A 23194-nucleotide genomic window follows, 5' to 3' on the forward strand; every position below is an offset into this window, starting at 1 on the left:
TCATCGGTCTATGTCGTGCCGCTTTGTGCGGGTCTGTGTCTGCTCCGGCTGGTCGGCGCGGAGTGCAATATCCACGCATTTGCGGATTTTTTGAAGTTCGGAAACATCGGCGCGGGTATCTTTCAGTTTGGCATAATCGCTGTCCCTCTGTGTTTTGAGGTCGGCATATTCCTGTTCCCATTCCGCAATAGGCAAGGTCTTTGTTCCTTTCGGCAGATTTGCATGGAGATAGCGGCTTGCTGCGTTCCATAGGGTCAACTCGGCGCGGTGGGCTTCCTCGTACTTGTCGCGCTTGTTTGTCCAGCCGTTTTGCAGCTTTTTCAGCTCATCGTGAACGGGCTTGTACTCGGTGTAGTTCTTCCCGTATTCAATCAGCTTTTGCAGCTTCTTCATGCGTTCCTCGGCGGTTTTCATTCCTGCCCGGATAGTGTCGGCCTGTTCGCTGACAGAGGAAAGGGCTGCGTCCAGCTCATCAAGGGTAGAGATACCATGCTCGGTCAGATAGTTGACCGCTGCCGCTATGGTTTTCAGTTCATCGGCTGTGTGCTGTTGTTGCCAACGCTGCGAATACTTCCGGCTCTTTTCTCTCTGAACGCTCAAATACTTCATCAGCAGATTTGCAAGGCCGGGGGATTGTTGCGGCTGTTCCGGGGCGGTTTCCCACGCTTTGAACAGGTCGGCAATCCATTCTTTGAGCTTTCCAATCTGCGCTCGGATTTCCCGTATAAGGCGGTTTGCCTTTTGGATATTCCGGTTCAGTTCGCCTTTCTCGGTGGCAATACCTTTCTTCTCCATCTGGCAAGCCGCCACGCCCATGTGGACGGTGGGTATCTCGCCAATGCCGCGCTCGGCGTTGCTGCGGTGGTCGATACGCTCCGGGCTTCCGGCTCGTTCAAGGTAGGCGTTTGAAATATCCGCCCATGCCTTACGCCACAAGAGGGCGTTGCCCTTGTCGTTCCAGCCGGTCAGGTCAACTTTGTGCGTCTTGTATCTGCCGCTTGGCAAGCGGATACGCTCGCCGTTTTCATCAAGGTCATATTCCTTTTGGGACTTTGCCGCCCATGCGCCGCGCTCGTCAAGGGGGCGCATGGTAAGCATGATGTGACAATGGGGATTGCCCTTGCCGGTGTCGTGAATGGCATAATCAACGCACATTCCTCTGGAAACAAATTGAGAGGAACAGTATTCCCGGACAAGCCGGATTTGTTCCTCTCTGGATAACTCTATGGGGAGCGCCGCGTCAATCTCTCTGGCAAGCTGGGCGTTCCCGGCTTTCTCGTAAAGCTCCACGCTGTTCCACAAGGTTGAACGGTCAGAGAAAGAGGGCGGGGCGTGGGGTGGCAGCATAATTTCCGTATGGACAACACCGCCTTTGCGGGTGTAGTCGTGTGTCATTCCGTCCCACTCATTTGTCAGCTTTTCGCCGCTTCGGTAGGCGGCTGCGGCAACGGCTGATTTGCCCTTGCCCCGGCTGACAATGCTGATATTACAATGATAGATGGCTATGGGTATCACCTCCCGGATAAAATGAAAACCCGCAAAAATGGTACAGACGCCAAAGGCTGGTATACTGTTTTTGTGGGTGTGCAGGGATAGCCGCGTAAGCGGCGCAAGGGGTGCAGCCCCTTGTTGCGGCAAAGCCGCCAATGTCGGTCAGAGAGGGAAGCAAGCGGCTTTCTCTCTGTGCCGACAAGCCCTCGGCAGAGCGCACGCACCCGTAAGGGTGTATAAGTGCGCCCTTTGTACCAAAGGGATTATTCGCTTTTCCCGCCCTCGGTGCGTTTTTTCAGATAGCCCCGCGCTTCCTCGCTCGTCAGGGCAAGCCGGAGAAAGGCGGCGGCTTCTTCGTCGGTCATGGTCTTTGCTTCTGGCACAATGCTCTCAAAGACCGCACCCCGGACGATCAGCCGATGGCTGCGCGTCCTGCGTTCCTCTTGGGATAACTTTTGCCGCAACACCTTTTCCCGATTTTCAAGCTGCCGGATTTTCTTCTTCCCGTCCTCAATCTCGGCTTGCAATTCCTCGCGTTTTTTTTCTCTCGGTTTCGTCATGGGTGGTCACTCCTTTCTACCTGTCGGCATAGAAAAAGGACAGTCGATTTCCTCGGCTGTCCTTTTGATTAGGGTGTTTGGTTTACTCCGTTCTGCTCAATAAATGGGAATATTAAATATCAATACGCCCTTTAATACATTCCTATTAAAACATCAGCTTCGATTGTCAAATGTGTGAGAGTACGCCAATCAACGCAATCTTTTTCAACGCAAAAGAGAAGCGGCGTCATTTCAATAAACGACATTCTTTGTTCTGATGACAACTGTACGGTGGCTGAAACCGTTTCTCTTGAAATGGTTTTAAGATATTTCTCAAAATATTCAACGACAGACTCATTTGAATAATCTGGATTTTTCAAGTGTGCTTGCACTTTAGTCCTGATTTCCCTCAAATGATTTTTCGTAGGAATTACTTTCACAACATATCCGTTAGGAGATAGCAATCGCTGAAATTCTTTGTAGTGTGCAGGCGAAAATATGTCTAAAATACAATCCATACTTCCGTCTTTCAAAGGGATTTTTGATAAGTCAGTAACAAACCACTTCACTGCTTTGCGCTTGTCTTTTTTTGATGCAATCTGTATTGCCTCCCTTGACAAGTCAAAGGCAAAGATGTTTCGTTCTGTTCTTTGCTGTATCTGCCTTGCATAGAAACCCTCGCCGCAACCAACATCTAAAATGTTTCTTATAGATGGCGTATCAGAAATAAACTGTATGATTTTCTCCAACACAACATCATACATGCCATACTCCAAAATTTGGTGCCGGTTGTCAAAAGACCGCTTGCTGTAGTTGGTTTTGGGCGATGATTTTAACAACAAATTTACATACCCATATCTTGAAATATCAAAGCAATGTCCATGTCTACAAATTAGGCTATTGCCTTGTATATCCATTGATTTTGTGCAAATTGGGCATTGAAAATAAACCTTGCTGTCTGCAAAGCGTGATAAATTATTATTCATTTGTTTTTCCTCCGTAATTACATCTCTGCTTCAATAAGCGAGTTATGCAATACGGATAACCGCAACATAACTCGCGGTTTTATCTTAATCTCATAAATGTAACCATTGTGTTGTCCTCCAATCAATTCCGCAGTATTACTCTGCTTTTAGAAAAAGTATAGCACAAAACTATGAACATTTCAACTCTATTTCAGCCTGTCGGCGACGTTGCTCTCTCTGGCATACCGCCGCGCCGCTTCCCGCCGTTCCTCGCTGTATGGGGCGGTCAGACGGAAAGAGAAGCGGCCTTTCTCAATGTCAAACTCCATGCAGCCCGTTTCCGGGTCTGCGTCGGTCTGGCGGCACACATCGGGGTGCTGCTCGGCATAGGCGGCAAGCCGCTTCTTCAAGTCGGTGTTGTGGGTACGGATATGGATCAACGGGTCTTTCTCATCAAACCAGATGTCTGTGATCTTTTTTTGCTTGGGAAGCCCTGTTCGCATAAACTCTCCTTTCTGCGCCCTCGTTTGGAGAGAGGGGCATTTTTGAGGGAATTTTCCCGGCTCTTGACTTGGGGAAAATGGGGATTTTCAAATAGAAACCGCCCCGGCGAACCATTCTTCGTCCGGGCGGTTCCTATCGCGTGATTTTCGTTTTTTCCGGCTCTTGACCGTCCTGCAAGCTGTCGGCAAGTATCACTTTGAGCAGCTTGTCGCGGAATGTTTCTGTGCCGCTGTGGTTGAAAAACAACTCCGCAACGATGGTCTGTCCGTCCCTCTGTGTCGTGATAACACTGTCGGGGGATTGAGGTGTCCCGTTCTGTTCTGCCATAGGCGGCTCCTTTCTCTGGGTGCAAAAGAGGGATTTCCCGTAGCCCGGAAAATCCCTCTTGGTTGTCAGTATTCGGTTTTACTGTGCGGGTGCTGCGGCGGCTTCCTGTGCCTTTTTCTTTGCCCGGTATTCCCGTGCTTTCATGCGGTCATACTCCCGTCGCTTTTCAAGGTTACGCGCCCGGTACTCCCTTGAATACTGCCGGTGGTAGGCGCGGCTCTTTTCCTTTTGGGCTTCCTCGATTTTCTCCCGCATTTGCCGGATTTCCTGCTCCGTTGGCTCTGTAAGCTGTGTCACTTCGTTCTCAAATTTGCCGATATAGTTGAAATATATCCCGATGTGCTGAATGGCTTGTTTTGCCCTTTTCTTGTCGCGCTCATGCACTTCAATCCGGCTGATAAACTCGTTGAGAATGGCGGGGGTCAGGTCGGTAAAGGCAGCGTAGCGTTCCGTCAGCTTCAAAAACTTCTGCGCCCGTCCGCCCGCGTTCTCAAAAGCGGATAGCTGCTCTTGCAGCTCGGCAAGCTCCGCTTTCAGCGCATAGTATTCTTCTGAATACTTCTGCGACATTTGCTCATAGCGGTCTTGCGGGATCGTGCCGAGGGCGTTGTCCTCATAGAGCTTGTTCAGCACCTTGTCAATCTGTTCAAGGCGCGTCGTGATTTGCGGGATACGCTTCTGCTGTTTCTTGGTCTTGTCGGTCTGCTGCATGGCAAGGTTCTTTTTCACTAAGGCTTCAAATTCCGCCCAGTTGCTGATAGAATAGTCCTCGATTTTCTTCAGCACTTCCGCGATGGTCTGCATGAGCAAATCCGCGTCAATGATGTGCGGGGAATTGCATTTGGGGTTTTTGGCTTTTCCCTTGTGGTACTCGCTGCAATAGGCAACATGACGCTTGCCGCCATTCCGATAATCTATGCGAATGTGCATTTTCGCACCGCAATCCTTACAGAAAAGCAAGCCCGACAAAGGGTGGATTTCCCCGTCCCCGTTGGGGCGTTTGACGGGCGCATTTTCCAAAATCCGCTGTACGGTTTCAAAGTCGGTGCGGTCAATAATCGGCTCATGCACATTTTCGGTTATCTGCCATTGGCTCCGGTCTACATAGTGGTTCCGCTTGTCGCGGAAGTGCTTTGTGGTCTTGAAGTTGACAACATCACCGCAATACTCCTGCCGTGTGAGGATATGGGTCAGGGTGGCTTTGTTCCACTTATAGCGGTTGGCCTCATTGAGCGCCCTGTTTTTACAGGTTCCCCGCCCGCGCTCTTTCATGTAGAATGTGGGCGTTGGGATTTGCGCCTGCGTGAGATATACGGCAATTTGGTTTCGGTTTTTTCCGTCCAGAAACAGGCGAAAAATCAAACGAACAACTCCGGCGGCTTCCTCGTCGATAATCCAAAAATCCTTGTTGTCCGGGGATTTGACATAGCCATAGGGGGCTTCGGTGGCAATCGGCTTTCCACTCATGCCCTTCGTCTTAATGCCGGTCTTTACTTTCTTGCTGATGTCCTTTGCGTACCACTCCGACATGATGTTGATAAAGGGCGCAAACTCCAATGTATCGGGCTTTTCGCTGTCTATCCCGTTGTTGACTGCGATAAAGCGCACATTGTTCCGTCTGAATATCTCCATCGCATTGCCGACTTGGAGATAGTCACGCCCCCAGCGTGTCAGGTCTTTCATAATGCAGACACCGATTTTCCCGTTCTCTACATCGTCCATCATGCGGGAGTAGGCAGAACGGTCAAAAAATCTGCCGCTTTCGTCATCGTCAATGTAGTGCCGGATATTGGTTAAGTGCTGCCCTCTGGCGTAGTTCTCCAAAAAGATTTTTTGGTTCTGTATCGAGTTACTCTCACCGCCGTCCCTGTCCTCGTCGCCCACGGAAAGGCGGGAGTAAAGGGCTGTAATTTTACTATAATCAGTCATGTGCATAACCTCCTGTGCGTCCATATAGGCTTCCTTTACACTTAAAATTATGCACTCCACCGGGCGCTGCCGTACTCAATGCCCTTGCGATATTTCTTTGTATTCTTGCTCTTGGCGTACACCGCCAGCCGGACGATGACCGCCCCGGCGATGCCCGCCAGCAGGTCCAGCGGATGCAGACTTGGTAGCCCAGAAGAAAACGCCTCCGTAAAGCCCTGGCTCAAATGCAGGAACTTTTCAGAGGCGTCAAGGCCGGGCGCAAGGCGCACCGCCTGGCAGAGCTTGTCAAAGAGATACACGAACAGCAGATACGGGAGGTTGGGGAGCAGCTTTTTCTTCCAGTCAACCGTCATAATTCCACACCCCGGTCTTTGGTCTTGACCTTCTCCCGCTGGCGGTGCTGTGCTTTGGCCTGCTGCTTTGCCTGCTCCAGCTCCTTGCGGATGGAGGGCTTTTTCTCTTTCTCCAGGTTCTTTGCGGAGAACTCCCGAAAGGCCGCCGTGATAACGTCGGCATCCCGGCCCTTGAAGAACACCAGGTAGCGGGGTATATCGCCGCTGGTGTCCTTTTTCAGCGCGAAGTCAATGCCGTACTTCTTGGCGGTGGCGGAAAAGGCCCGGATGTTCTGGTCGGTGATCTCGATGTTTGAAACGCCGGTATTGTGCTTCATAAGCTGCCGGAGGGTCTGCTTGCCGTGGTGCAGCTTGGTCTTGTGGCCGGTCACGCCCTTCTGCATCTCGTCCAGCACTTTTTTCATGGCCTGTTGCAGCATCCCGGCGGAGAGCTTGGTGGCCTCCACACAGAGGGCAACGGTGCGCTGGGTGACTTCTTCCTGCATGAGTGATTACCTCCTTTCTCCGCTGCCGTACAGATCGTGGTTCACCAGGGACGCATAGTAGCTGTCGATGGTGGCCGGGGCGTTATACAGGGCAGCCAGCAAATATTTCTTGATGTTACGGACATAGGTGGTGTTCTCCCGCATACGGTCCAACACATACTCGATGTGAGAACTATTCAGCTTCAGGAACCGGGATTTGACCACCTCCGCCGGATAGTCGTCTCCGGCAATGCGGATCGTCTCCCTGCGGGAACAGACGGTATCCACCATGAGCTCCACCAACTCATTCAGCATATCCCGATCCAGCCGGTCATCCCGGCATAGATAGTCATACTCGATATTCTCCAAAATCAGTTCCCGATAGTTCTCCCGCTCCCGCATCCAGTCCCGTCCGGTCCGTTTGGCCCCTGCGGGGGTTTGGGGGCTTGATTGGATAGGATTTGATCCTTCCGTACTTGATGAATCAGTATTTGATATTTGGTTACTTGATCCTTTAGTATTTAATTGTGCGGGGTTTTCCTGTTCAGGTTTTCCCAAGACAGGAGAATCCAAGACTGGTTTTACCTGAACTGGATTTTCCCGTTCAGGTTTTCCCGGTTTAGGTTCCGGTGGCCTGGGCTGCTCCAGGATCGTGTACTCGATGCTGCCGAGCCGCCCGTTGGCGTTACGGACTCTTTCACGGATAATATACCCCGCATCTTCCAGCTCCCGAACCGTAGCACAAATGCTGTCCACTCCATCCCGGCATATCCGGGCAAGGCCTTTGGTGGTGTAGTCCCAATCCTCCGGCAAGGATAGCATGAGGGACAGCAGCCCCTTCGCTTTCAGCGACAGTGCCGTGTTCCGCAGATGATGGTTTGCCATCACCGTGTAGTCGCGGGTTTTCTCAATGCGAAATACCGCCATAATCTCACCTCCCTCCGGCGATCTGGAAAAGTGTTCGTTTTCGGGGAAAAGATGACCTCTGTATCCAACGGATACCCGAAGGACAAATCACCTGCGCCTGCTTTCCAACAGGCAGCACAGGAAGAAAATAGAGGGATTTTCGCCCCTAATTGGCACACTAAATTTTAGGCGTAAAAAAGGGCGGCTGCCTTAAAACAGTCGCCCTAATGTGGGGGGATATACAAGATATTTTTCTGTTCGGATGCCCGAAAACCATTGATATTACTGGGTTTTTCAAAAAGTTCTGTATCGCCACTCGTACCAATGCGGATGACAGGACTTGAACCTGCACGGGAATCCCACTAGATCCTAAGTCTAGCGCGTCTGCCAATTCCGCCACATCCGCATACGAACCTTATATAATATACACTATTTCCGCTACACTTGTCAATGATAATTTTCAGGTACACCCCATATATCAATTAGGTCAATTAGGTACACCCCTCATGTCAGATGGGGACGTAGTAAAAGTGCATTTTACCACGTCCCCATCTGCTGCTATTTCTGTGCTAATTCATACATTGCTGCTGCTACAATCTGGAAAGATGTCATCAATTTATCCACTTCCGCATACTCATTCGGCTGATGAATCACTTCCGGATCTCCCGGGAAGATCGGTCCGAATGCTACCATATTATCAAATGCTTTTGCATATGTACCTCCGCCGATTGCAAGAGGTTCCTCTGTACCGCCAGTCTCTTCTCGATATACTTTCATCAGTTTCTGTACCAGTTCAGAATCCTTCGGAACATATACGAGTCTTCCAGTCTGCTCAATCTCTGCTGTCAATCCATATTCCGCTGCTGCTTTCTTCACATTTTCCACCAGAAGCTGCTGATCAGCATTCTGTGGATAGCGAATATCCAGCGTAAAGAATAACTCTTCCGGTGTACATTTGATTACGCCAAAGTTACAGCTTGTATCGCCAGTTTCCTCATCTTCCCAGCAAGCACCGAGAGACTCTCCCTTTGTCTCTGAACCAATCTTCTCTAATACAAAATCTGCCATCTTCTGAAGGTCTCCACCAAGATCGATTCCCTGCTCTTTCAATGCTGCAAATAACTGGATTGCTGCATTCACGCCAAGATGAGGCGTGCTTCCATGTGCACCTCTTCCATTAGAAATCAGAATTGTTTTTCCATCTTCTTTTGAAACAGCGATTGCATCTGTTGCTTTAAAATCAAGATCTCCTTCTACAACCATGGTACATTTTGGCGTTACAACGTTTTTGGCTGTGCCACCTTCAATAGAAAGGACCTTAATGGCTGATGGATTCTCTACTTTCTTGGTCACTTCCCAGAATGTCTGTCCCTTCTCGCAGAAGATAACCGGATACTCTGCATCTGGTGTGAAACCAATTGTCGGAAGTTCTCCACCAACTTCAATATAGTGCTGTACGCAGGATGATCCATTCTCCTCATCACATCCGAACAGCACGCGGATTCTTCTGCCGATTGGAAGTCCCAAGTCACGAATTGCTTTCATAGCGTAGATTGCTCCAATCGTAGGTCCTTTGTCATCGAGTACTCCACGGCCATACATCTTGCCATCTACGATCTCACATCCAAGCGGATCATAATCCCATCCCTCGCCTAGCGGTACAACGTCCAGATGTCCAAGAACTCCAACCATCTCTTCACCTTCGCCAAATTCAATCCATCCTACTTTATTATCTACATTGCCGGTCTTGAATCCAAGTCTCTCCCCTAAAGCCAGCGTCTGATCCAGACATTCTTTGATTGCTTTCCCGTATGGTGCATTCTCTTCCGGTTCTGCCTTCAGACTGTAGATAGCAACATTTTCTTTGATGCTTTGCATGATCTCATCCTTCATTTCAAGCATTTTCTCGTTCAGTTTTTCGTAAGACATTTTACGATCTCCTTCCTTAATAAGTAACTATTTTTCTATTCTTACAAGGGATTTTCTGCCCTTGTTGCATACGTTTCACATCTTATTTTATTATAGTACACTTTTGCATTTTCTACAATTCAATTATTCAAATCCTTGCTAAAGTGGAAATTACTATTTTGACCACAATACCGACTTCCAAAAAGCAAACTTGATTGAAAACGCTTTAATATCCTAAAGTATAATCAAGTATAATCAGAAAATCTAACACTTCTATAACACCTGCTTTTAGCAAGGAAAAAAAGTTCATTGCCCACGAAGCCCGGAAATACGAAGTTTGTGCAAAAAAAATATCCGGGGAATCATCTTCCTCGGATACCTAAAAACAATGAGCGTGCGGGGATTCGAACCCCGGACAACTTGATTAAAAGTCAAGTGCTCTACCACCTGAGCTACACGCCCATAATAACTGGGCTAGTTGGATTCGAACCAACGAGTGCAGGAGTCAAAGTCCTGTGCCTTACCGCTTGGCGATAGCCCAATAAAAGAAAAAAGGGTGGGTAATGGGACTCGAACCCATGATATCCAGAACCACAATCTGGCGCGCTAACCAACTGCACCATACCCACCATATATATTACTTATCGAACTACTTGTCCAACTAAGTATCACCTTATTCAGTTTTTCGTGGTTCTAACGAGCCTGGGGGGATTCGAACCCTCGACCTACGGCTTAGAAGGCCGTTGCTCTATCCAGCTGAGCTACAGACTCACAAGACTAGCTCTTTAGAACTATACTTTCTTAAATACCTTTCAGGCTTTAAGAAAGCGGGTGATGGGAATCGAACCCACGTATCTAGCTTGGAAGGCTAGTGTTCTACCATTGAACTACACCCGCATAAAACTATCGGGGTGACAGGATTCGAACCTGCGACCTCCTGGTCCCAAACCAGGCGCTCTAGCCAAGCTGAGCCACACCCCGATATTATGTTGTTGTGCCATTTTCAACCATTATCTCCGTGACACAAGAGTTATTATATATTAAGGGTTCCGGCTTGTCAACAACTTTTTTTGTTTTTTTTGCTACTTTTTTGAGGACTTTTTTGAGGATCGTTTTGCGGATTGGATTGCAAAGCCTTCTATGCCTCATTTGCATACTGCATCCTATATGTACAAAATATTAGCATTACAAGTACTCCAGAGAAAGATGCACGTCGCTATCTCCGTTCAATTCCATAATCATATAACTTGGCCTGCGCCCCTGCTGCCTGGGATATGCCACACTCCCCGGATTCAGAGTAATCAGGTCAGGCTCCCTCGTTAAGGCTGGCTTATGTGTATGTCCATACATTACAATATCCGCGCCACGCTCCCTCGCTTCCTCTTTCAGCCGCTCTTCACTCATAGAGACATAATAATAATGCCCATGCGTAATGAATACGCGACGCCCCTCAATTACGAACTCCTCTTCTCCCGGAAGGTCAGAGAAGAAATCATTATTTCCCCTTACAATATGTGACGGGCAATCTGCCAGCGCAGCAATATAATCTTCCCCGCCTTCTGTATCGCCAAGATGAACCAGCATATCAATCGGGCGCACCTTCTCCAGTACTTTTTCCAGATTTCTATGTGATTTGTGTGTATCACTTACAATCAGTACTCTCATAAGAATCCTCTCAACTCTGTTATTTTTCAGATTCCAGTTTCTTCTCCAGAATCACTCGCATCTTTCGTAAGCCTTCACCTCTGTGACTCAGTTCATTCTTCTTTTCCGGGGATAACTGCGCGCTCGTGCATCCATATTCCGGCAAGAAAAAGATCGGATCATAGCCGAATCCATTCTCGCCTTTTATCTCATATCCGATGATGCCTTCCATCGTCCCCCTGACCACTTCGCTGCTTCCATCCGGAAATGCTGCCGCAATCGCACACACGAATCTCGCGGTACGCTGCTCATCCGGCACTCCATCCAGACGGTCGATCAGCGTCTGATTCTTGATATCATAAGAAGTATCCTCTCCCATATATCTTGCAGAATAGATTCCCGGCTCTTTATTCAGATAATCGATCTCCAGCCCGGAGTCATCCGCCAGTATCACTGTATTCCTATACCCAGGCATATCTGCAGCCACCTTCGCAATCTCAGTCGCCTTAATCAACGCATTTTCTTCAAATGACGTTCCATCTTCTACAACATCCGCTTTGATTCCCGCCTCCTTCTGGGAGAGAATCTCCATCCCCAGATCTTCAAGAATCATTCGAATCTCTACCATCTTATGTTCATTGCCTGTCGCAAATATTATCTTCTCCATCTGTCTTATTCCCTCTTCTGCTTTCTTTTTCCATGCGCATCATCCGCTAATCTTTCCCGCTGTTCTCTATGCGTCTTTCGTACGTTTCGGCGGCTTTGGTCCCAGAAACTGATAAAAATACGTTTTCAACATTCCATTATATATCTTGCGGTTCTTATCCGCTTTCCTGCCAAAATACCGCTCTGCCTCTTCATAGGAAGTAATCATATATGCCGACCAGGAATCCAGCCGCTTATAACTCTCTCCAAATACTCTGTATAACTGTGGTAAATCCGCCTTGTCTTCCAGCCGTTCCCCATAAGGTGGGTTCGTAACGATGAATCCATATTTTTTTGGATGGCTCAGATCTCTGACATCCCTCTCCTGAAAATGGATTAAATGTTCGACTCCCGCTTCTCTTGCATTCCTTCTGGCAATCTTAATCACCGAACTGTCCACATCATACCCCTGTATATCTACATCTATATCATCCTCGATCAGATCATTCGCCTCATTTACCGAATCGTACCATAATTTTCTCGGGATCAGATTCGTCCATGCCTCCGCTGTAAACGAACGGTTCATCCCCGGAGCAATATTCGCCGCCATCATAGCCGCCTCGATTGGAAATGTTCCGCTTCCGCAGAATGGATCTACCAAGATCCTGTCTTTTCTCCATGGTGTCAGCATGATCAGCGAGGCTGCCAGCGTCTCAGTAATCGGCGCCTTGCCGGACACTTCCCGATATCCGCGTTTATGCAGGGACACGCCAGACGTATCTATTCCGACTGTTACAATATCCTTCATCAGAAATACGCGCACCGGGTAGGATGCCCCATCCTCAGGAAACCATTCCATATGGTAATGTTCCTGCATCCTCTTAACCATAGCTTTCTTCATAATCGACTGAATGTCCGAAGGACTGAATAATCTGCTTTTTACAGAGGCCGCTTTCGCCACCCAGAACTTTCCATTCTTCGGAATATAATCTTCCCAGGGAAGTTCTTTCGTCTTATCGAACAGTTCTTCAAAACTCACCGCTTTAAAACTACCTACTTTCCACAAGATTCTCTCCGCAGTACGCAAAAAGATGTTCGCACGGCAGACAGCATCCGCATCACCGTAGAATGTAACTCTTCCATCTTCCACTTCCGCAATCTCATACCCCAAGTCCTGTATCTCTCGTTTCAGCACTGCTTCCAGCCCAAAATGACAGGGGGCGATCAACTCAACTTTTTTCATATATTTCTCCAAATTCTCTATTTTTATGCCGGGCTTACCCATTCCCTCACCTGCTTACGTATCCAATCCGCAAGTTCATCGACTCCTTCGCCGGTCTTCGCTGAGATAAAGATAATCTCAATCTTTGGATTCCGCTTCTTCGCATACTCTACAACTTTATCTTTATTAAAATCAAAATATGGCAATACATCTACCTTATTGATGATCAGAAGATCACATACTTCATACATCAGTGGATATTTCAGCGGCTTATCGTCTCCCTCTGGCACCGAGAGAATCGTCGCATTCTTCACCGCACCCGTGTCGAATTCTGCCGGACATACCAGATTACCAACCTTTTCAAGAATCACCATATCGTACTCTTCGCTGTCAATCTCATGCAATCCCTGGCGCGTCATATCCGCATACAGATGGCACATGCCACCTGTATGTAACTGGATATTCATACCCCTCCGAAATCAATGTCTCGGCGTCTACCGCAGAGTCAATGTCTGCCTCCATAATGCCAATCTTTATCTCATCCCGAAGTCTTTTAAGCAGCGCCAATAGCGTCGTAGTCTTGCCAGCCCCGGAGACGACATCAGGTTCAGAAGAAACATCTTCTCCTCTTTCAACTGATTACGCAGACGATCTGCATCCTGATTATTGTTCTCAAAGATACTTCTTTTTACCTCTATTACACGTATCTCCTTCATATCTGTCATCTCAGGCATTACGTTCTATTTCATATTTCAATATATTATACAACGCTTGCCTCCATCAGCACAAGACTTCTTCTCTTATAATCCCTCACAAATTCAGCCATCCTCTCGCATACACCTTGATTTTCTCAAGACTTGGCTTGATGCTCTGTACGGACCTACGGGAAGATAGGTCTTTCAGTTTTGACTTAAACTTCTTCCATGACTTTGGATGAACCCTGATATAAATACCATTTCCGTTCCTTCCCAATGCAAAGCCAAGGAATTTAAAATTTCGGATTGCAAACACACTGACCGTACGGCTTTTCTCTCGGTTCACTGTTAATTTCAGTTTTTCCTCAAGATATTTCGTACTGCTTTCCAAGAGTCTTTCTGATGCCCGTTTACTTTTTGCGAGTAAAACGATATCATCAGCATATCGGATGCATGGTACACCTCTCTTTAGAAACTCTTGGTCGAACTCATTGAGATAGACGTTTGCCAGCAAAGGCGACAAACTCCCGCCTTGCGGAGTTCCATCGGCAGTCGGATATAACTTTTTATTATATACATACCCGCACTTCATGAACTCTTTCAGTACTTTGGAATCCATTGGGATATTCTCTTTCAGCCATTCATGGCTGATGTTGTCAAAACAGCCTTTTATATCCCTCTCAAGTATCCATTGTGGCGAATCACTCCGACACAGAATGCTAAATCCATACTCCATTGCACCTACCCATGAATGGGAACGCATAAGGTTTACCTTGTTCCGCCGCCTTAATAATTGTGATGTACTTAGATTCTGTCTATAGACCGGAGGTTCTCTGTCTTTCTCTCCATGGCATCATAGTAACTGCCACAGCCCTGACCTCATGCCCTTTTGGCTTAGGTGTATCAACCACATTTCACCTATTTGGCAGCCTTACCCTCATGCATAACCTCATATGTGCTTTCTGTTCGTCAGACCAGAGATTTGCCCGTGGGTTAGTATATTCCCCACATTCGGCTTCCTTCAGATTCCACCTCCGATGGACACCCTTGCCTTCGGCTATATCCTTCCCACTACCGGGCGGATTCGGAACTTACACCCGTTGGAAACGTGCGCCTCTGGTCGAACCAACGAAAAGAGGAATGTGACCTGACACATTCCTCTTACACACTCAACATATATCTTCCTAGCCAATTCCTCCGAAGAAGATTCCAAGCACATACACTACCAGCGTAATTCCCACGAACACGTACTTCGTCACCGGTTCAAACCATTTGCCAAGGGGCTTCTTGCCTCCCATCTCCACCTGGCTTCTTGCGTAGCCCTTCGGGCACACCCAGAAGAACATGATCCCTGCAAGCAATGCTCCTAACGGTATAATATAGATAGACACCGCATCCATCCATGCTCCTACCGCATCTCCACTCTCGATAAAGATTCCAACAGCAGTTGAGATAACCGCGATCACGCCTACCGCTGCCCCTCTTGACAGCCCAAGTTCTTTCTGCACTGCCTCGATCGGTGTCTCGAACAGGTTCATAAGAGAGGTAATCGCTGCAAACAGCACTGCAACAAAGAAGATAATTGCAAATACTCCTCCCAGCGGCATCTGCTGGAATACTGCCGGAAGTGTAATGAACATTAGCGGCGGTCCACTGGCTACATCCAGCCCGAATGCAAATACTGCCGGAATCACCACCATACCTGCCAGCAATGCTGCAACGGTATCAAAGAACGCCACATTCTTCGCACAGGCAACCACATCTTCATCCTTCTTCAGATAACTTCCATATACGATCGTTCCCGAGCCTGCCAGCGACAGTGAGAAGAACGCCTGACCCAATGCATATACCCAGGTCCGAACATCCCCAAGTTGTTCCCACTTCGGCACGAACATATAACGGTATCCGTCCGCTGCTCCCGGAAGGGTCACAACACGAACCAGCAATATGATAAAGAAGACGAAAAATACCGGCATCATGATCTTATTCATCTTCTCGATTCCCTTGGTTACTCCCAGAATCATAATCAGGAATGTCAGTGCCAGACCAAGCATCTGCCATCCGATACTTCCGAACTTTACTGCCAGTCCTCCAAAATAACTTCCATAATCATCTACCTTCATCAATCCTCCGGTCAATGCACCGACCAGATACTTAAGGAACCATCCTACAACCACGGAATATCCGATGGCGATTCCCAGAGAACCCAGCACCGGGATAATTCCAATGACCGTTCCCACAGTTCTTCCCTTCTTACCATAACGCATCTCCATCGCGCCTGCGAATGCCCCCAGCGGACCTGTCTTCGCGCTTCTTCCGAATGCCATCTCTCCGATTACTCCGGAGAATCCCAGTAATACTACAAAGATAAAATACGGGATCAGGAACGCAGCCCCGCCGAACTTGCCGGTACGGTACGGGAACATCCAGATATTGCCCATTCCCACTGCGGAACCGATGCATGCAACAATGAATCCCATCCGGGTACGGAATTCATCTCTGCTTTTCTCATTATTCTTACTCATCTTAAGTCTCTCCATTACTTTCTTTAGAATACTATCTTGTTTATTCTAACAAATATTTCTTTAGAATACCATAGTAATATTTCTTCGTGCCAATTTAACAAAAAAGATACCGAAAATATTCGCTATCTTTTTTCTTGTTACATATAACAAACAATATTATATTTTGAAAATTTATCCTACCTTCCAATTCACTTTCTAATATTCCAAAAGGTGTAGACCCACTAGAATTGCAGCCATATAATAAACGATTTTCATAATCATTCACTTCATTATCCTTGCTTTACAATCACTTGTTCCGCCATCTCACATAATTCATTCATTTTGGCATCAAGAAAGCATTTATATCCACAGAAAATGCTATGTTTCGAACCACATACCTCTCTTTGCATTCTCACACATCCTCCACCGCAAATGAGTTTATAACGACATGATTTACACATATTCATCTGCATGCGTGGTCGTTTTAAAAAGTTGCTTGCCTGCCGTGACGAAAGTAACTTCAATAATGACTGATTTGTAATATCGCCAATTTTATACTCATCCAATACATAAAAATCGCATGGATACGCACTGCCATCAGCCTCTATCACTAATTGAGGAGAACAATATCCCACTATGCCGCAAGCAGTACATATCTTATATACAAGCAAATTTAATAAATCATCAAATAATTTGACACTTACAATCTCCTTATTATTATAATCTCGTTTCCATAATTCAAATAATTTGATATAGAAATATGCAAACCGCTGTGGTGTCAAGACGAACGGATGAATCCCTTTTCCCTCAAACTCATCCAGACATGGAATCAACTGCACATATGAGATTCCCAGTTCTCGAATAGTTTTCCAGAATTTTTCGGGCTGCTCTGCCAGTTCATTCGTCAATACAGTTAAAATATTATATTCTACGCCATACTCATCTAACAGGCTTTTCGTTTTAACCACCCGCTGATAAGTTCCTTCTCCATCTTTATCCACACGGTTTGCATCATGGAATTCTTTAGAACCATCCATTGACAGACCAACGAGGAAATTATATTTTTTAAAAAAAGTACACCATGTTTCATCTAAAAGCGTACCATTCGTCTGAACCGTATATTCTACACATACATCGCCCCGCAAAGTATTGACAGAACGGACAAAAAAATTAAAGAACTCTATTCCTGCCAACAGCGGCTCTCCACCTTGGAATGCAAAAGTGATCCTATCCATTGCTTCTAAATCGCAAAATATATTCGAGAGCATACTTGTTACTGTTTCCGAAGACATAATTCCATAAGAAGATACTTTCCGCCGACTGGCAATATCGCTATAAAAACAATATCGACATCTCATATTGCATAAGGATGATGCCGGTTTTATCATTACTGTAAACTGCCTCATTTTCTGCCTTTCTAATATTTTCTGATTTACGAAAATCATCCTATTTTCCAAGATTTCGAAGCAACTCGAATATTTCAGGAAGTATAGACAAATAAAAATCTTTATATATTTCACAAAACACCGAGGAATTCATACAACACATTCGGTCGCTCTGACATAGACTTACCCATCTACACATCTTACATTCTGTTTTCACATCAACACTTTTCATAACCAACAGACCTTGCTCTTCTAATTGCTTACACAAATATTCTGTATGCCCTTCCCGACATCCCCTCGAATAAATATATCCATTAGAAAAAAATACATTCTGAAAGGGACACTGCCCGGATAAACTGCTAACTAATGGGGCATACCCTTTTATGACACCCGCAAGATTTTCAAACTCCCTCACATATACAGGCTGCCTATTCATCCGCTTATCTTTCCAAAGCCAAAACAATTGTTCCAAAAAATACTGATACTCTCTCACAGATAATAGTTCTGTCGGCATTTTCTGATGCATCTCACACATGACAGGCCAGTAAGCATGAGAATTCCACCCATTTTCAATAAAAAATGAAAAAATGCGTTGAATATTCATTGCAACCACAGAAGTGACTGTTATACCTATATAAAAATTCACTTTATATGTTGTCAAAAGCCTGGCTGCATGAACCGCTTGTTCATGGGAACCCATTCTATTTAAAAGAATATTATTGTGTTCATGAATACTTTTCGGTCCATCCATAAGTAAGCAGACAGTTATGTTCTTTTCCCTAAAAAACCCAGCCTGTTTCATCGTCAAGCCAACTCCAGCCGTACAAATCTCATATTTTATTTTTATTCCATTTTCTAATTGTCTTTTTAAAAGACCTTCTAATTTACAGAAATAATTCGAAAAATCTGTTGCTATACTGGGTTCATACAATCGGATTTCTATTAAAGTATTATTATATTCTGCCAATTTTTCCACAAATGACTTCATAATCATTTCATTATAAGAACTTAATGTTTCTTTAAACGTAATATTTAATGGCAAAACTCTCACCCTTATCTAATGATATGTAATATCGTTTTATTATGCTTTTACCTGATACTGACAATTAATCGGCTCGTATACGGTATACTGTGAAGCATTTTTTCCCGCCATCACTAACTGCCCATTCCCGGTAACTCTTTCTACACGACCATCTTTTGTAGGATCTACATATTTTTCAAACCATAATTCCATTTGTCTCTTCAATTCAAATATTCTATCCTGACACTTTTCATAGCCTATCAGATTATTCTTTTCTTCAGGATCATGGATAAGATCATAATACTCATCTGGTCCATACGGATAACGACAAACATACTTATCTATCTCTGTTCGTATCATACGTACTGGTCCATACTCGTCAAACACAACAACCATACAGTCACTATCTTTTTCCTCCTCTTTTCCAAGTAATATATCTAAAAAACTCGAACCTGGAAGCGTTGGGCCATCTGAAACTGGAACGCCTATATAGTCCAGTAAAGTAGGACGTACATCGTATGCACTCAACATATGATCTATAACCGTTTTTGCTTTAATTCTATCTGGATGCCAGATAATCATTGGTACACGAATAGATGTATCATACATATTCATTGGAAACGTACCATTTCCTTTGCCCCATATACCATGATGACCACAGTTGAATCCGTTATCTGCCGTATAAATCACAACAGTATTATCATCAATTCCTAATACCCTTAGTTGTTCCATAATCCTTCCGACCCCACGATCTACACCTGTAACCGCTGCATAATATCCCTTTATACATTCTTCTGGATGTGCCACATGCTCTTTCGTTACTGCATCATGCGCTGTAGAAAATACCGCCCACGGATGCAACTCTTCTCTTGGGCATGATTCAAACTTGCAGTCTTTATAAAGACCTGTCAACTCTTCTGGATGATTCCCATTGAGCCATGGGCTATGTGGTGCCGTATAATGTACAGACAGATAAAACGGTTCCTCTTTTTCATTCATTTTTTCCATAAAATATAGCGCATTATCTGTAATTGCATCTGTAACATAGCCTTCTTCATTAATTAATTCTCCATTTTTAATCATTGGGGCATTATAGTAATTTCCGCCTCCCATCTGGTGTGTATACCAATAACTAAATCCTTTCTGTGGATTTATACTGTCACCCAAATGCCATTTTCCACTAAGTGCACATTGATATCCTGCATCTACCAGATCATCCGTATAACCTCTCAAGCCCTGTAAATACTCAATAGCACCAGGTCCCGTATTGCCTTCTCGAATCCAGTCATGAACACCATGCTGTGACGGAATTCGTCCTGTCAGCAACGATGCTCTCGCCGGCGAACATACCGGAGACACGCAATAAAAATTTTCAAATCTTGCACCTTCTTCTGCAAGTTTATCAATGTTAGGAGTAATTATTTCCGAATTCCCATTACATCCAAGAGCCCAGTATCCCTGGTCATCTGTTAAAACAAATACAATATTAGGCTTTGTTTTGTCATGATTAGCCATAGTCTTCTCCTTATTAAAAATATTTTGTCAGCGTCCAAAGTATAAGCTTACCACCACTTAATCTGATCTGTAACATATTTTCTTAATTCAATGAATTCTTCTGATGTAACATCTCTTGGCCGTGACAGATTGATTTCCAGATTTTCCTTAATCTTTGCTGGTTTATTCGACAGAATAAGCACTCTCTCTGCCAAATAAATTGCTTCTTCAATATTATGTGTAATAAAAATTACTGTGCTTCCGAATTCTTTCCAAAGTTTCAAAACCTCATCTTCCAGGTAAAATCGCATCTTAATATCCATTTGGCCATAAGGCTCATCCATTAATAAAAGATCTGGATACGTACTGAACGCACGGCCTATGATTACTCGCTGTTCTTCACTTACAGACAACTGTTTAGGATATGCGTTCCGCAGGTTCTCCATTCCTAATAATTTTAAAATTCTGTCAACACGTTTTTTTCTTTCTTCCTTCGGTATCTTTTTAATCTTTAATCCAAATTCCAGATTCTCTTCTACAGTCAACCAGGGCATTGCTGACGGTTCCTGAAAAGCAAACGATATATTATGCTTTTTAGGATCCGCTGGTTCTTCGTCGATGTAAAGTTCTCCCGAAGATGGCTGGTAGATTCTTGTCAAAAGATTAAGAAATGTTGTTTTTCCACATCCAGTAGGTCCGACCACACATATAAACTCACCTTTTTTCACTTCGAAACTTATATCATCCAACACCAAAAGATCTCCAAACCTTTTTGTAAGATGGTCAACTTTTATTTTTACTTTATCAGCCATATATAACTCCTTTCCGATTTCTTACAAAGCGAGATCTGTATTTTCTGATATTTCTTTTCTCAACATCAAAAATGTACGATCCATAGTATCTCTAGGTTTTGAAATATTTACATCATAAATCTTTTTAATTCTGGCCGGATAATTCGTGAATAAAATAATCCTGTCACCAAGCATCAATGCTTCTTCAATATTATTCGTCACAAAGATAATCGTACGTCTATCCTTTTCCACAATATTCTGTACTTCCTGCTCCATACTATAGCGTGTCTGTGCATCAAGAGCACCGAATGGTTCATCCATAATAAGAATTTTCGGTTCATTCGTATAAGCACGTGCAATCCCGACACGCTGTTTCATACCTCCGGACAACTGATATGGATAACTTTTTTCAAACCCGGTCAATCCAACCATATCTATATACTTTTGCGCTCTTTCTGTATATATTTTTTTACTCTCGCCACGTTGTCTTGGACCAAATGTTATATTATCCATTACTGTCAGCCATGGAAGCAGTCCTGTTTTTTGAAAAACCATTCCCATCTGTGGATTTGGCTTTGTAATCTCTTCCCCGTCAAGAACCACTTTTCCTTCATCTGGTTTCATCAGACCCGCTATCATATTCAGCAGTACACTTTTCCCACAGCGTCCCGGTCCCAATAATACTAAAAATTCCCCATCATAAACATCAAGGGAAATATTATCAACTGCCAATTCTCTTTTTCCTTCTTTATTTGGGAATGATTTTGAAATATTAGATATTTTCAATCTCGTCAAATACTTCTGTTCCATGGACATAACTTCCTTTCTATAAAGTTTGTCAAAACTGCTACCAGTGCCCCCGTCACACCGATAGCAACCATGCCCGACATAACCAGTGATACATCAAATACTTCCATTCCACGGTTAATCAAAAATCCCAGACCTGCCCGCGCTGCTATCATTTCCGCTGCCAATACCACCATCAAAGCCATGCTGGTCGCATTTCTTATTCCTGCAAAAATCGTAGGCAATGCTGCCGGAAGAACAATGGACCTAAGCAATTGCCATTCAGTAGATGCATTAAACATCTTTCCCACATCAAGGTATAAAGGAGAAATCATCTTAATCCCTGTATACGAATTCACTACGATAGGCATTAACGCTGCCATAAAAATCATAATAATCTTTGATTTCTCACCAATTCCAAACCACATCACCATTAGCGGAATCCATGCGAGCATCGGAATTGGACGTATGCACTCAAACACTGCACCTATTGTTGCTCTTACTCCACGGCTCCATCCAATCAAAACTCCCAATGGAACACCTATAATAATAGCCAGACCTAACGAAACCGCTACTCTCAATAAACTGACACCCATATGCCCAATTAACGTATAGCCACTCAACTTATTTTGGCTTAATTCAATCATTCTTCGCAGCACTGTATTCGGTGTCGGAAATATCATAGGATTGGAGGAACTTCCCAGATACCACACGGCAATTAACAATCCGATACTAAGAAAGGGAAGGACGTGATACCAAATGCTGTATTTCATTTTATATTCAGTACTTATTTTTTCCTTTTTTATTCTCATATAGTGCCTCCCCGTACAACAATTTTCTCAATCACCGTAAAAACTGTTGTAAAAATATACCCTATAAACCCAATTATAATCATTCCTAAAACCACCACGTCTGCCCGTCCAAAATTACGCCCCATATTAATCATATATCCAAGACCTGCAGAAGCCGCCAGCATTTCAGCTGCAACCAAACAACTCCATGAACTCGCCAGTGCGATACGCATTCCTGCAAAAATCATCGGAACTGTTGAAGGAACTCCAACATGTAAAAAGGTGTAAAAATTCGAGGCACCGTATACCTTCGCAACATTAATTAATGCCTGACTGGTCTGCCGAATTCCAGTATATGAATTGAGTACGCAAGGGATAAACGCTGTAAGAAAAATAATTACCGCTTTTGCTTCTGTACCAACGCCAATCCAAACAATCATCAATGGAATCCAGGATACCGCCGGAATAGGGCGTATAATTTCAAATATAGGTCTTACAAATCTATCAAGCAAACGATACCACCCCATTAACAGTCCAAGCGGAACACCTATAATAACTGCTAAAACAAATCCACTCATTGATATCTGCAGACTTGTAAGAATATTGGTTATAAGAAGATTGCCATCCGGTCCCACGTTATATATTTTGAAAATAAAGGCCTCCAGAACTTCTGACGGCGAAGGTGTATACTCTCCAACGATCAGATTATTCATAGCCAACACCTGCCATAGCATAAGAAATACTACAAACGTAAGCACCGTCATAAGCGTATATTTGAGATCATTTTTTTCAAAAAATTTTCTTTTTACTTTCATTTTTTCCCCTTCTTA

At 44.8% G+C, this 23194-nt stretch carries 20 protein-coding genes, 7 tRNA genes and 3 pseudogenes; all 30 read right to left on the minus strand.

Translation table 11 applies throughout. The features are described from left to right. Entirely contained in the window at positions 1-1638 is a 1638-nt protein-coding gene (mobQ, locus tag ACQRBN_RS01175; RefSeq protein WP_002584967.1) for a MobQ family relaxase, read from the minus strand. Positions 1639-1754: 116 nt separating this feature from the next. Further along, the gene (locus ACQRBN_RS01180; RefSeq protein WP_022030174.1) at positions 1755-2051 is read right to left on the minus strand and encodes a DUF3847 domain-containing protein; all 297 of its coding nucleotides are present in this window, start codon (positions 2049-2051) and stop codon (positions 1755-1757) included. Between the two features lie 131 nt (positions 2052-2182). Further along, positions 2183-3016, minus strand: a complete 834-nt coding sequence (locus ACQRBN_RS01185; RefSeq protein ID WP_002584969.1) for a methyltransferase domain-containing protein — start codon at positions 3014-3016, stop codon at positions 2183-2185. 185 nt (positions 3017-3201) lie between these two features. Beyond that, entirely contained in the window at positions 3202-3498 is a 297-nt protein-coding gene (locus tag ACQRBN_RS01190) for a hypothetical protein (protein ID WP_022030173.1), read from the minus strand. 133 nt (positions 3499-3631) lie between these two features. After that, a complete protein-coding gene (locus tag ACQRBN_RS01195; RefSeq protein ID WP_022030172.1) occupies positions 3632-3826 on the minus strand; it encodes a transposon-encoded TnpW family protein in 195 nt (64 codons plus the stop codon). A gap of 78 nt (positions 3827-3904) precedes the next feature. Next, entirely contained in the window at positions 3905-5755 is a 1851-nt protein-coding gene (locus tag ACQRBN_RS01200; RefSeq protein WP_206538840.1) for a recombinase family protein, read from the minus strand. A 56-nt stretch (positions 5756-5811) separates the two neighbouring features. Then, a pseudogene (locus tag ACQRBN_RS01205) lies at positions 5812-6108 on the minus strand (VirD4-like conjugal transfer protein, CD1115 family); the annotation flags it as partial. Next, positions 6105-6593 (minus strand): PcfB family protein, encoded by a 489-nt coding sequence (locus tag ACQRBN_RS01210; protein ID WP_340405739.1) that lies wholly within the window; start codon positions 6591-6593, stop codon positions 6105-6107. The gene ACQRBN_RS01210 and the pseudogene ACQRBN_RS01205, both read right to left, overlap by 4 nt. A 6-nt stretch (positions 6594-6599) precedes the next feature. Then, a complete protein-coding gene (locus ACQRBN_RS01215; protein WP_427737093.1) occupies positions 6600-7499 on the minus strand; it encodes a DUF6017 domain-containing protein in 900 nt (299 codons plus the stop codon). A gap of 304 nt (positions 7500-7803) precedes the next feature. Next, positions 7804-7884: transfer RNA gene (locus tag ACQRBN_RS01220), tRNA-Leu, on the minus strand. Positions 7885-8036: 152 nt separating this feature from the next. Then, positions 8037-9407, minus strand: a complete 1371-nt coding sequence (gene pepV / locus ACQRBN_RS01225) for a dipeptidase PepV (protein ID WP_427737094.1) — start codon at positions 9405-9407, stop codon at positions 8037-8039. Positions 9408-9775: 368 nt separating this feature from the next. Next, positions 9776-9848 (minus strand) — tRNA-Lys (locus tag ACQRBN_RS01230). A gap of 7 nt (positions 9849-9855) precedes the next feature. Beyond that, positions 9856-9927, minus strand: a tRNA-Gln gene (locus ACQRBN_RS01235). A 14-nt stretch (positions 9928-9941) separates the two neighbouring features. Further along, positions 9942-10015 (minus strand) — tRNA-His (locus tag ACQRBN_RS01240). A gap of 68 nt (positions 10016-10083) precedes the next feature. Beyond that, positions 10084-10157 (minus strand) — tRNA-Arg (locus tag ACQRBN_RS01245). Between the two features lie 55 nt (positions 10158-10212). Continuing rightward, positions 10213-10283 (minus strand) — tRNA-Gly (locus ACQRBN_RS01250). Positions 10284-10292: 9 nt separating this feature from the next. Beyond that, a tRNA-Pro gene (locus ACQRBN_RS01255) sits at positions 10293-10367 on the minus strand. A 204-nt stretch (positions 10368-10571) separates the two neighbouring features. Next, positions 10572-11051 carry a metallophosphoesterase family protein gene (locus tag ACQRBN_RS01260; RefSeq protein ID WP_427737095.1) on the minus strand — a complete coding sequence of 160 codons (480 nt, stop codon included), beginning with the start codon at positions 11049-11051 and terminating at the stop codon, positions 10572-10574. Positions 11052-11070: 19 nt separating this feature from the next. Continuing rightward, positions 11071-11697: an RdgB/HAM1 family non-canonical purine NTP pyrophosphatase gene (gene rdgB / locus ACQRBN_RS01265; RefSeq protein ID WP_427737096.1), complete on the minus strand. Its 627-nt coding sequence runs from the start codon at positions 11695-11697 to the stop codon at positions 11071-11073. 66 nt (positions 11698-11763) lie between these two features. Further along, the gene (locus ACQRBN_RS01270; RefSeq protein ID WP_427737097.1) at positions 11764-12918 is read right to left on the minus strand and encodes a THUMP domain-containing class I SAM-dependent RNA methyltransferase; all 1155 of its coding nucleotides are present in this window, start codon (positions 12916-12918) and stop codon (positions 11764-11766) included. Between the two features lie 23 nt (positions 12919-12941). Then, a pseudogene (gene hypB / locus ACQRBN_RS01275) lies at positions 12942-13613 on the minus strand (hydrogenase nickel incorporation protein HypB). A gap of 100 nt (positions 13614-13713) precedes the next feature. After that, positions 13714-14355 (minus strand): annotated as a pseudogene (locus ACQRBN_RS01280) (reverse transcriptase domain-containing protein); the annotation flags it as partial. A gap of 421 nt (positions 14356-14776) precedes the next feature. Beyond that, positions 14777-16117 (minus strand): sodium-dependent transporter, encoded by a 1341-nt coding sequence (locus ACQRBN_RS01285; protein WP_427737098.1) that lies wholly within the window; start codon positions 16115-16117, stop codon positions 14777-14779. Positions 16118-16386: 269 nt separating this feature from the next. After that, positions 16387-17541 carry an SPASM domain-containing protein gene (locus ACQRBN_RS01290; protein WP_427737099.1) on the minus strand — a complete coding sequence of 385 codons (1155 nt, stop codon included), beginning with the start codon at positions 17539-17541 and terminating at the stop codon, positions 16387-16389. Between the two features lies 1 nt (position 17542). Then, complete coding sequence (locus ACQRBN_RS01295) at positions 17543-18523, minus strand: hypothetical protein (protein WP_427737100.1); 981 nt, start codon at positions 18521-18523, stop codon at positions 17543-17545. A gap of 39 nt (positions 18524-18562) precedes the next feature. Continuing rightward, positions 18563-20017, minus strand: coding sequence for a sulfatase-like hydrolase/transferase (locus ACQRBN_RS01300; RefSeq protein WP_427737101.1), 1455 nt, complete (start codon positions 20015-20017; stop codon positions 18563-18565). 47 nt (positions 20018-20064) lie between these two features. Then, positions 20065-20808, minus strand: coding sequence for an ABC transporter ATP-binding protein (locus tag ACQRBN_RS01305; protein ID WP_427737102.1), 744 nt, complete (start codon positions 20806-20808; stop codon positions 20065-20067). 21 nt (positions 20809-20829) lie between these two features. After that, positions 20830-21597 carry an ABC transporter ATP-binding protein gene (locus ACQRBN_RS01310; RefSeq protein WP_427737103.1) on the minus strand — a complete coding sequence of 256 codons (768 nt, stop codon included), beginning with the start codon at positions 21595-21597 and terminating at the stop codon, positions 20830-20832. After that, a complete protein-coding gene (locus ACQRBN_RS01315; protein WP_427737105.1) occupies positions 21579-22385 on the minus strand; it encodes an ABC transporter permease in 807 nt (268 codons plus the stop codon). The genes ACQRBN_RS01310 and ACQRBN_RS01315 overlap by 19 nt, the downstream gene beginning before the upstream one ends. Beyond that, a complete protein-coding gene (locus ACQRBN_RS01320) occupies positions 22382-23179 on the minus strand; it encodes an ABC transporter permease (protein WP_427737106.1) in 798 nt (265 codons plus the stop codon). The genes ACQRBN_RS01315 and ACQRBN_RS01320 overlap by 4 nt, the downstream gene beginning before the upstream one ends. Between the last annotated feature and the right edge of the window lie 15 nt (positions 23180-23194).

The organism is Bariatricus sp. SGI.154, assembly GCF_050313795.1.
Taxonomy (GTDB): Bacteria; Bacillota; Clostridia; order Lachnospirales; family Lachnospiraceae; genus CAMBRQ01.

What these genes read in the sequence shown, in the direction of transcription:
- ACQRBN_RS01260 (WP_427737095.1), bottom strand. Translation starts at nt 11,051, where the DNA reads ATGAGAGTACTGATTGTAAGTGATACACACAAATCACATAGAAATCTG.
- ACQRBN_RS01310 (WP_427737103.1), bottom strand. Translation starts at nt 21,597, where the DNA reads ATGGAACAGAAGTATTTGACGAGATTGAAAATATCTAATATTTCAAAA.
- ACQRBN_RS01215 (WP_427737093.1), bottom strand. Translation starts at nt 7,499, where the DNA reads ATGGCGGTATTTCGCATTGAGAAAACCCGCGACTACACGGTGATGGCA.
- pepV (WP_427737094.1), bottom strand. Translation starts at nt 9,407, where the DNA reads ATGTCTTACGAAAAACTGAACGAGAAAATGCTTGAAATGAAGGATGAG.
- rdgB (WP_427737096.1), bottom strand. Translation starts at nt 11,697, where the DNA reads ATGGAGAAGATAATATTTGCGACAGGCAATGAACATAAGATGGTAGAG.
- ACQRBN_RS01210 (WP_340405739.1), bottom strand. Translation starts at nt 6,593, where the DNA reads ATGCAGGAAGAAGTCACCCAGCGCACCGTTGCCCTCTGTGTGGAGGCC.
- ACQRBN_RS01180 (WP_022030174.1), bottom strand. Translation starts at nt 2,051, where the DNA reads ATGACGAAACCGAGAGAAAAAAAACGCGAGGAATTGCAAGCCGAGATT.
- ACQRBN_RS01200 (WP_206538840.1), bottom strand. Translation starts at nt 5,755, where the DNA reads ATGACTGATTATAGTAAAATTACAGCCCTTTACTCCCGCCTTTCCGTG.
- ACQRBN_RS01300 (WP_427737101.1), bottom strand. Translation starts at nt 20,017, where the DNA reads ATGGCTAATCATGACAAAACAAAGCCTAATATTGTATTTGTTTTAACA.
- ACQRBN_RS01290 (WP_427737099.1), bottom strand. Translation starts at nt 17,541, where the DNA reads ATGATTTTCGTAAATCAGAAAATATTAGAAAGGCAGAAAATGAGGCAG.
- ACQRBN_RS01190 (WP_022030173.1), bottom strand. Translation starts at nt 3,498, where the DNA reads ATGCGAACAGGGCTTCCCAAGCAAAAAAAGATCACAGACATCTGGTTT.
- ACQRBN_RS01305 (WP_427737102.1), bottom strand. Translation starts at nt 20,808, where the DNA reads ATGGCTGATAAAGTAAAAATAAAAGTTGACCATCTTACAAAAAGGTTT.
- ACQRBN_RS01320 (WP_427737106.1), bottom strand. Translation starts at nt 23,179, where the DNA reads ATGAAAGTAAAAAGAAAATTTTTTGAAAAAAATGATCTCAAATATACG.
- ACQRBN_RS01185 (WP_002584969.1), bottom strand. Translation starts at nt 3,016, where the DNA reads ATGAATAATAATTTATCACGCTTTGCAGACAGCAAGGTTTATTTTCAA.
- ACQRBN_RS01195 (WP_022030172.1), bottom strand. Translation starts at nt 3,826, where the DNA reads ATGGCAGAACAGAACGGGACACCTCAATCCCCCGACAGTGTTATCACG.
- ACQRBN_RS01270 (WP_427737097.1), bottom strand. Translation starts at nt 12,918, where the DNA reads ATGAAAAAAGTTGAGTTGATCGCCCCCTGTCATTTTGGGCTGGAAGCA.
- ACQRBN_RS01285 (WP_427737098.1), bottom strand. Translation starts at nt 16,117, where the DNA reads ATGAGTAAGAATAATGAGAAAAGCAGAGATGAATTCCGTACCCGGATG.
- ACQRBN_RS01315 (WP_427737105.1), bottom strand. Translation starts at nt 22,385, where the DNA reads ATGAGAATAAAAAAGGAAAAAATAAGTACTGAATATAAAATGAAATAC.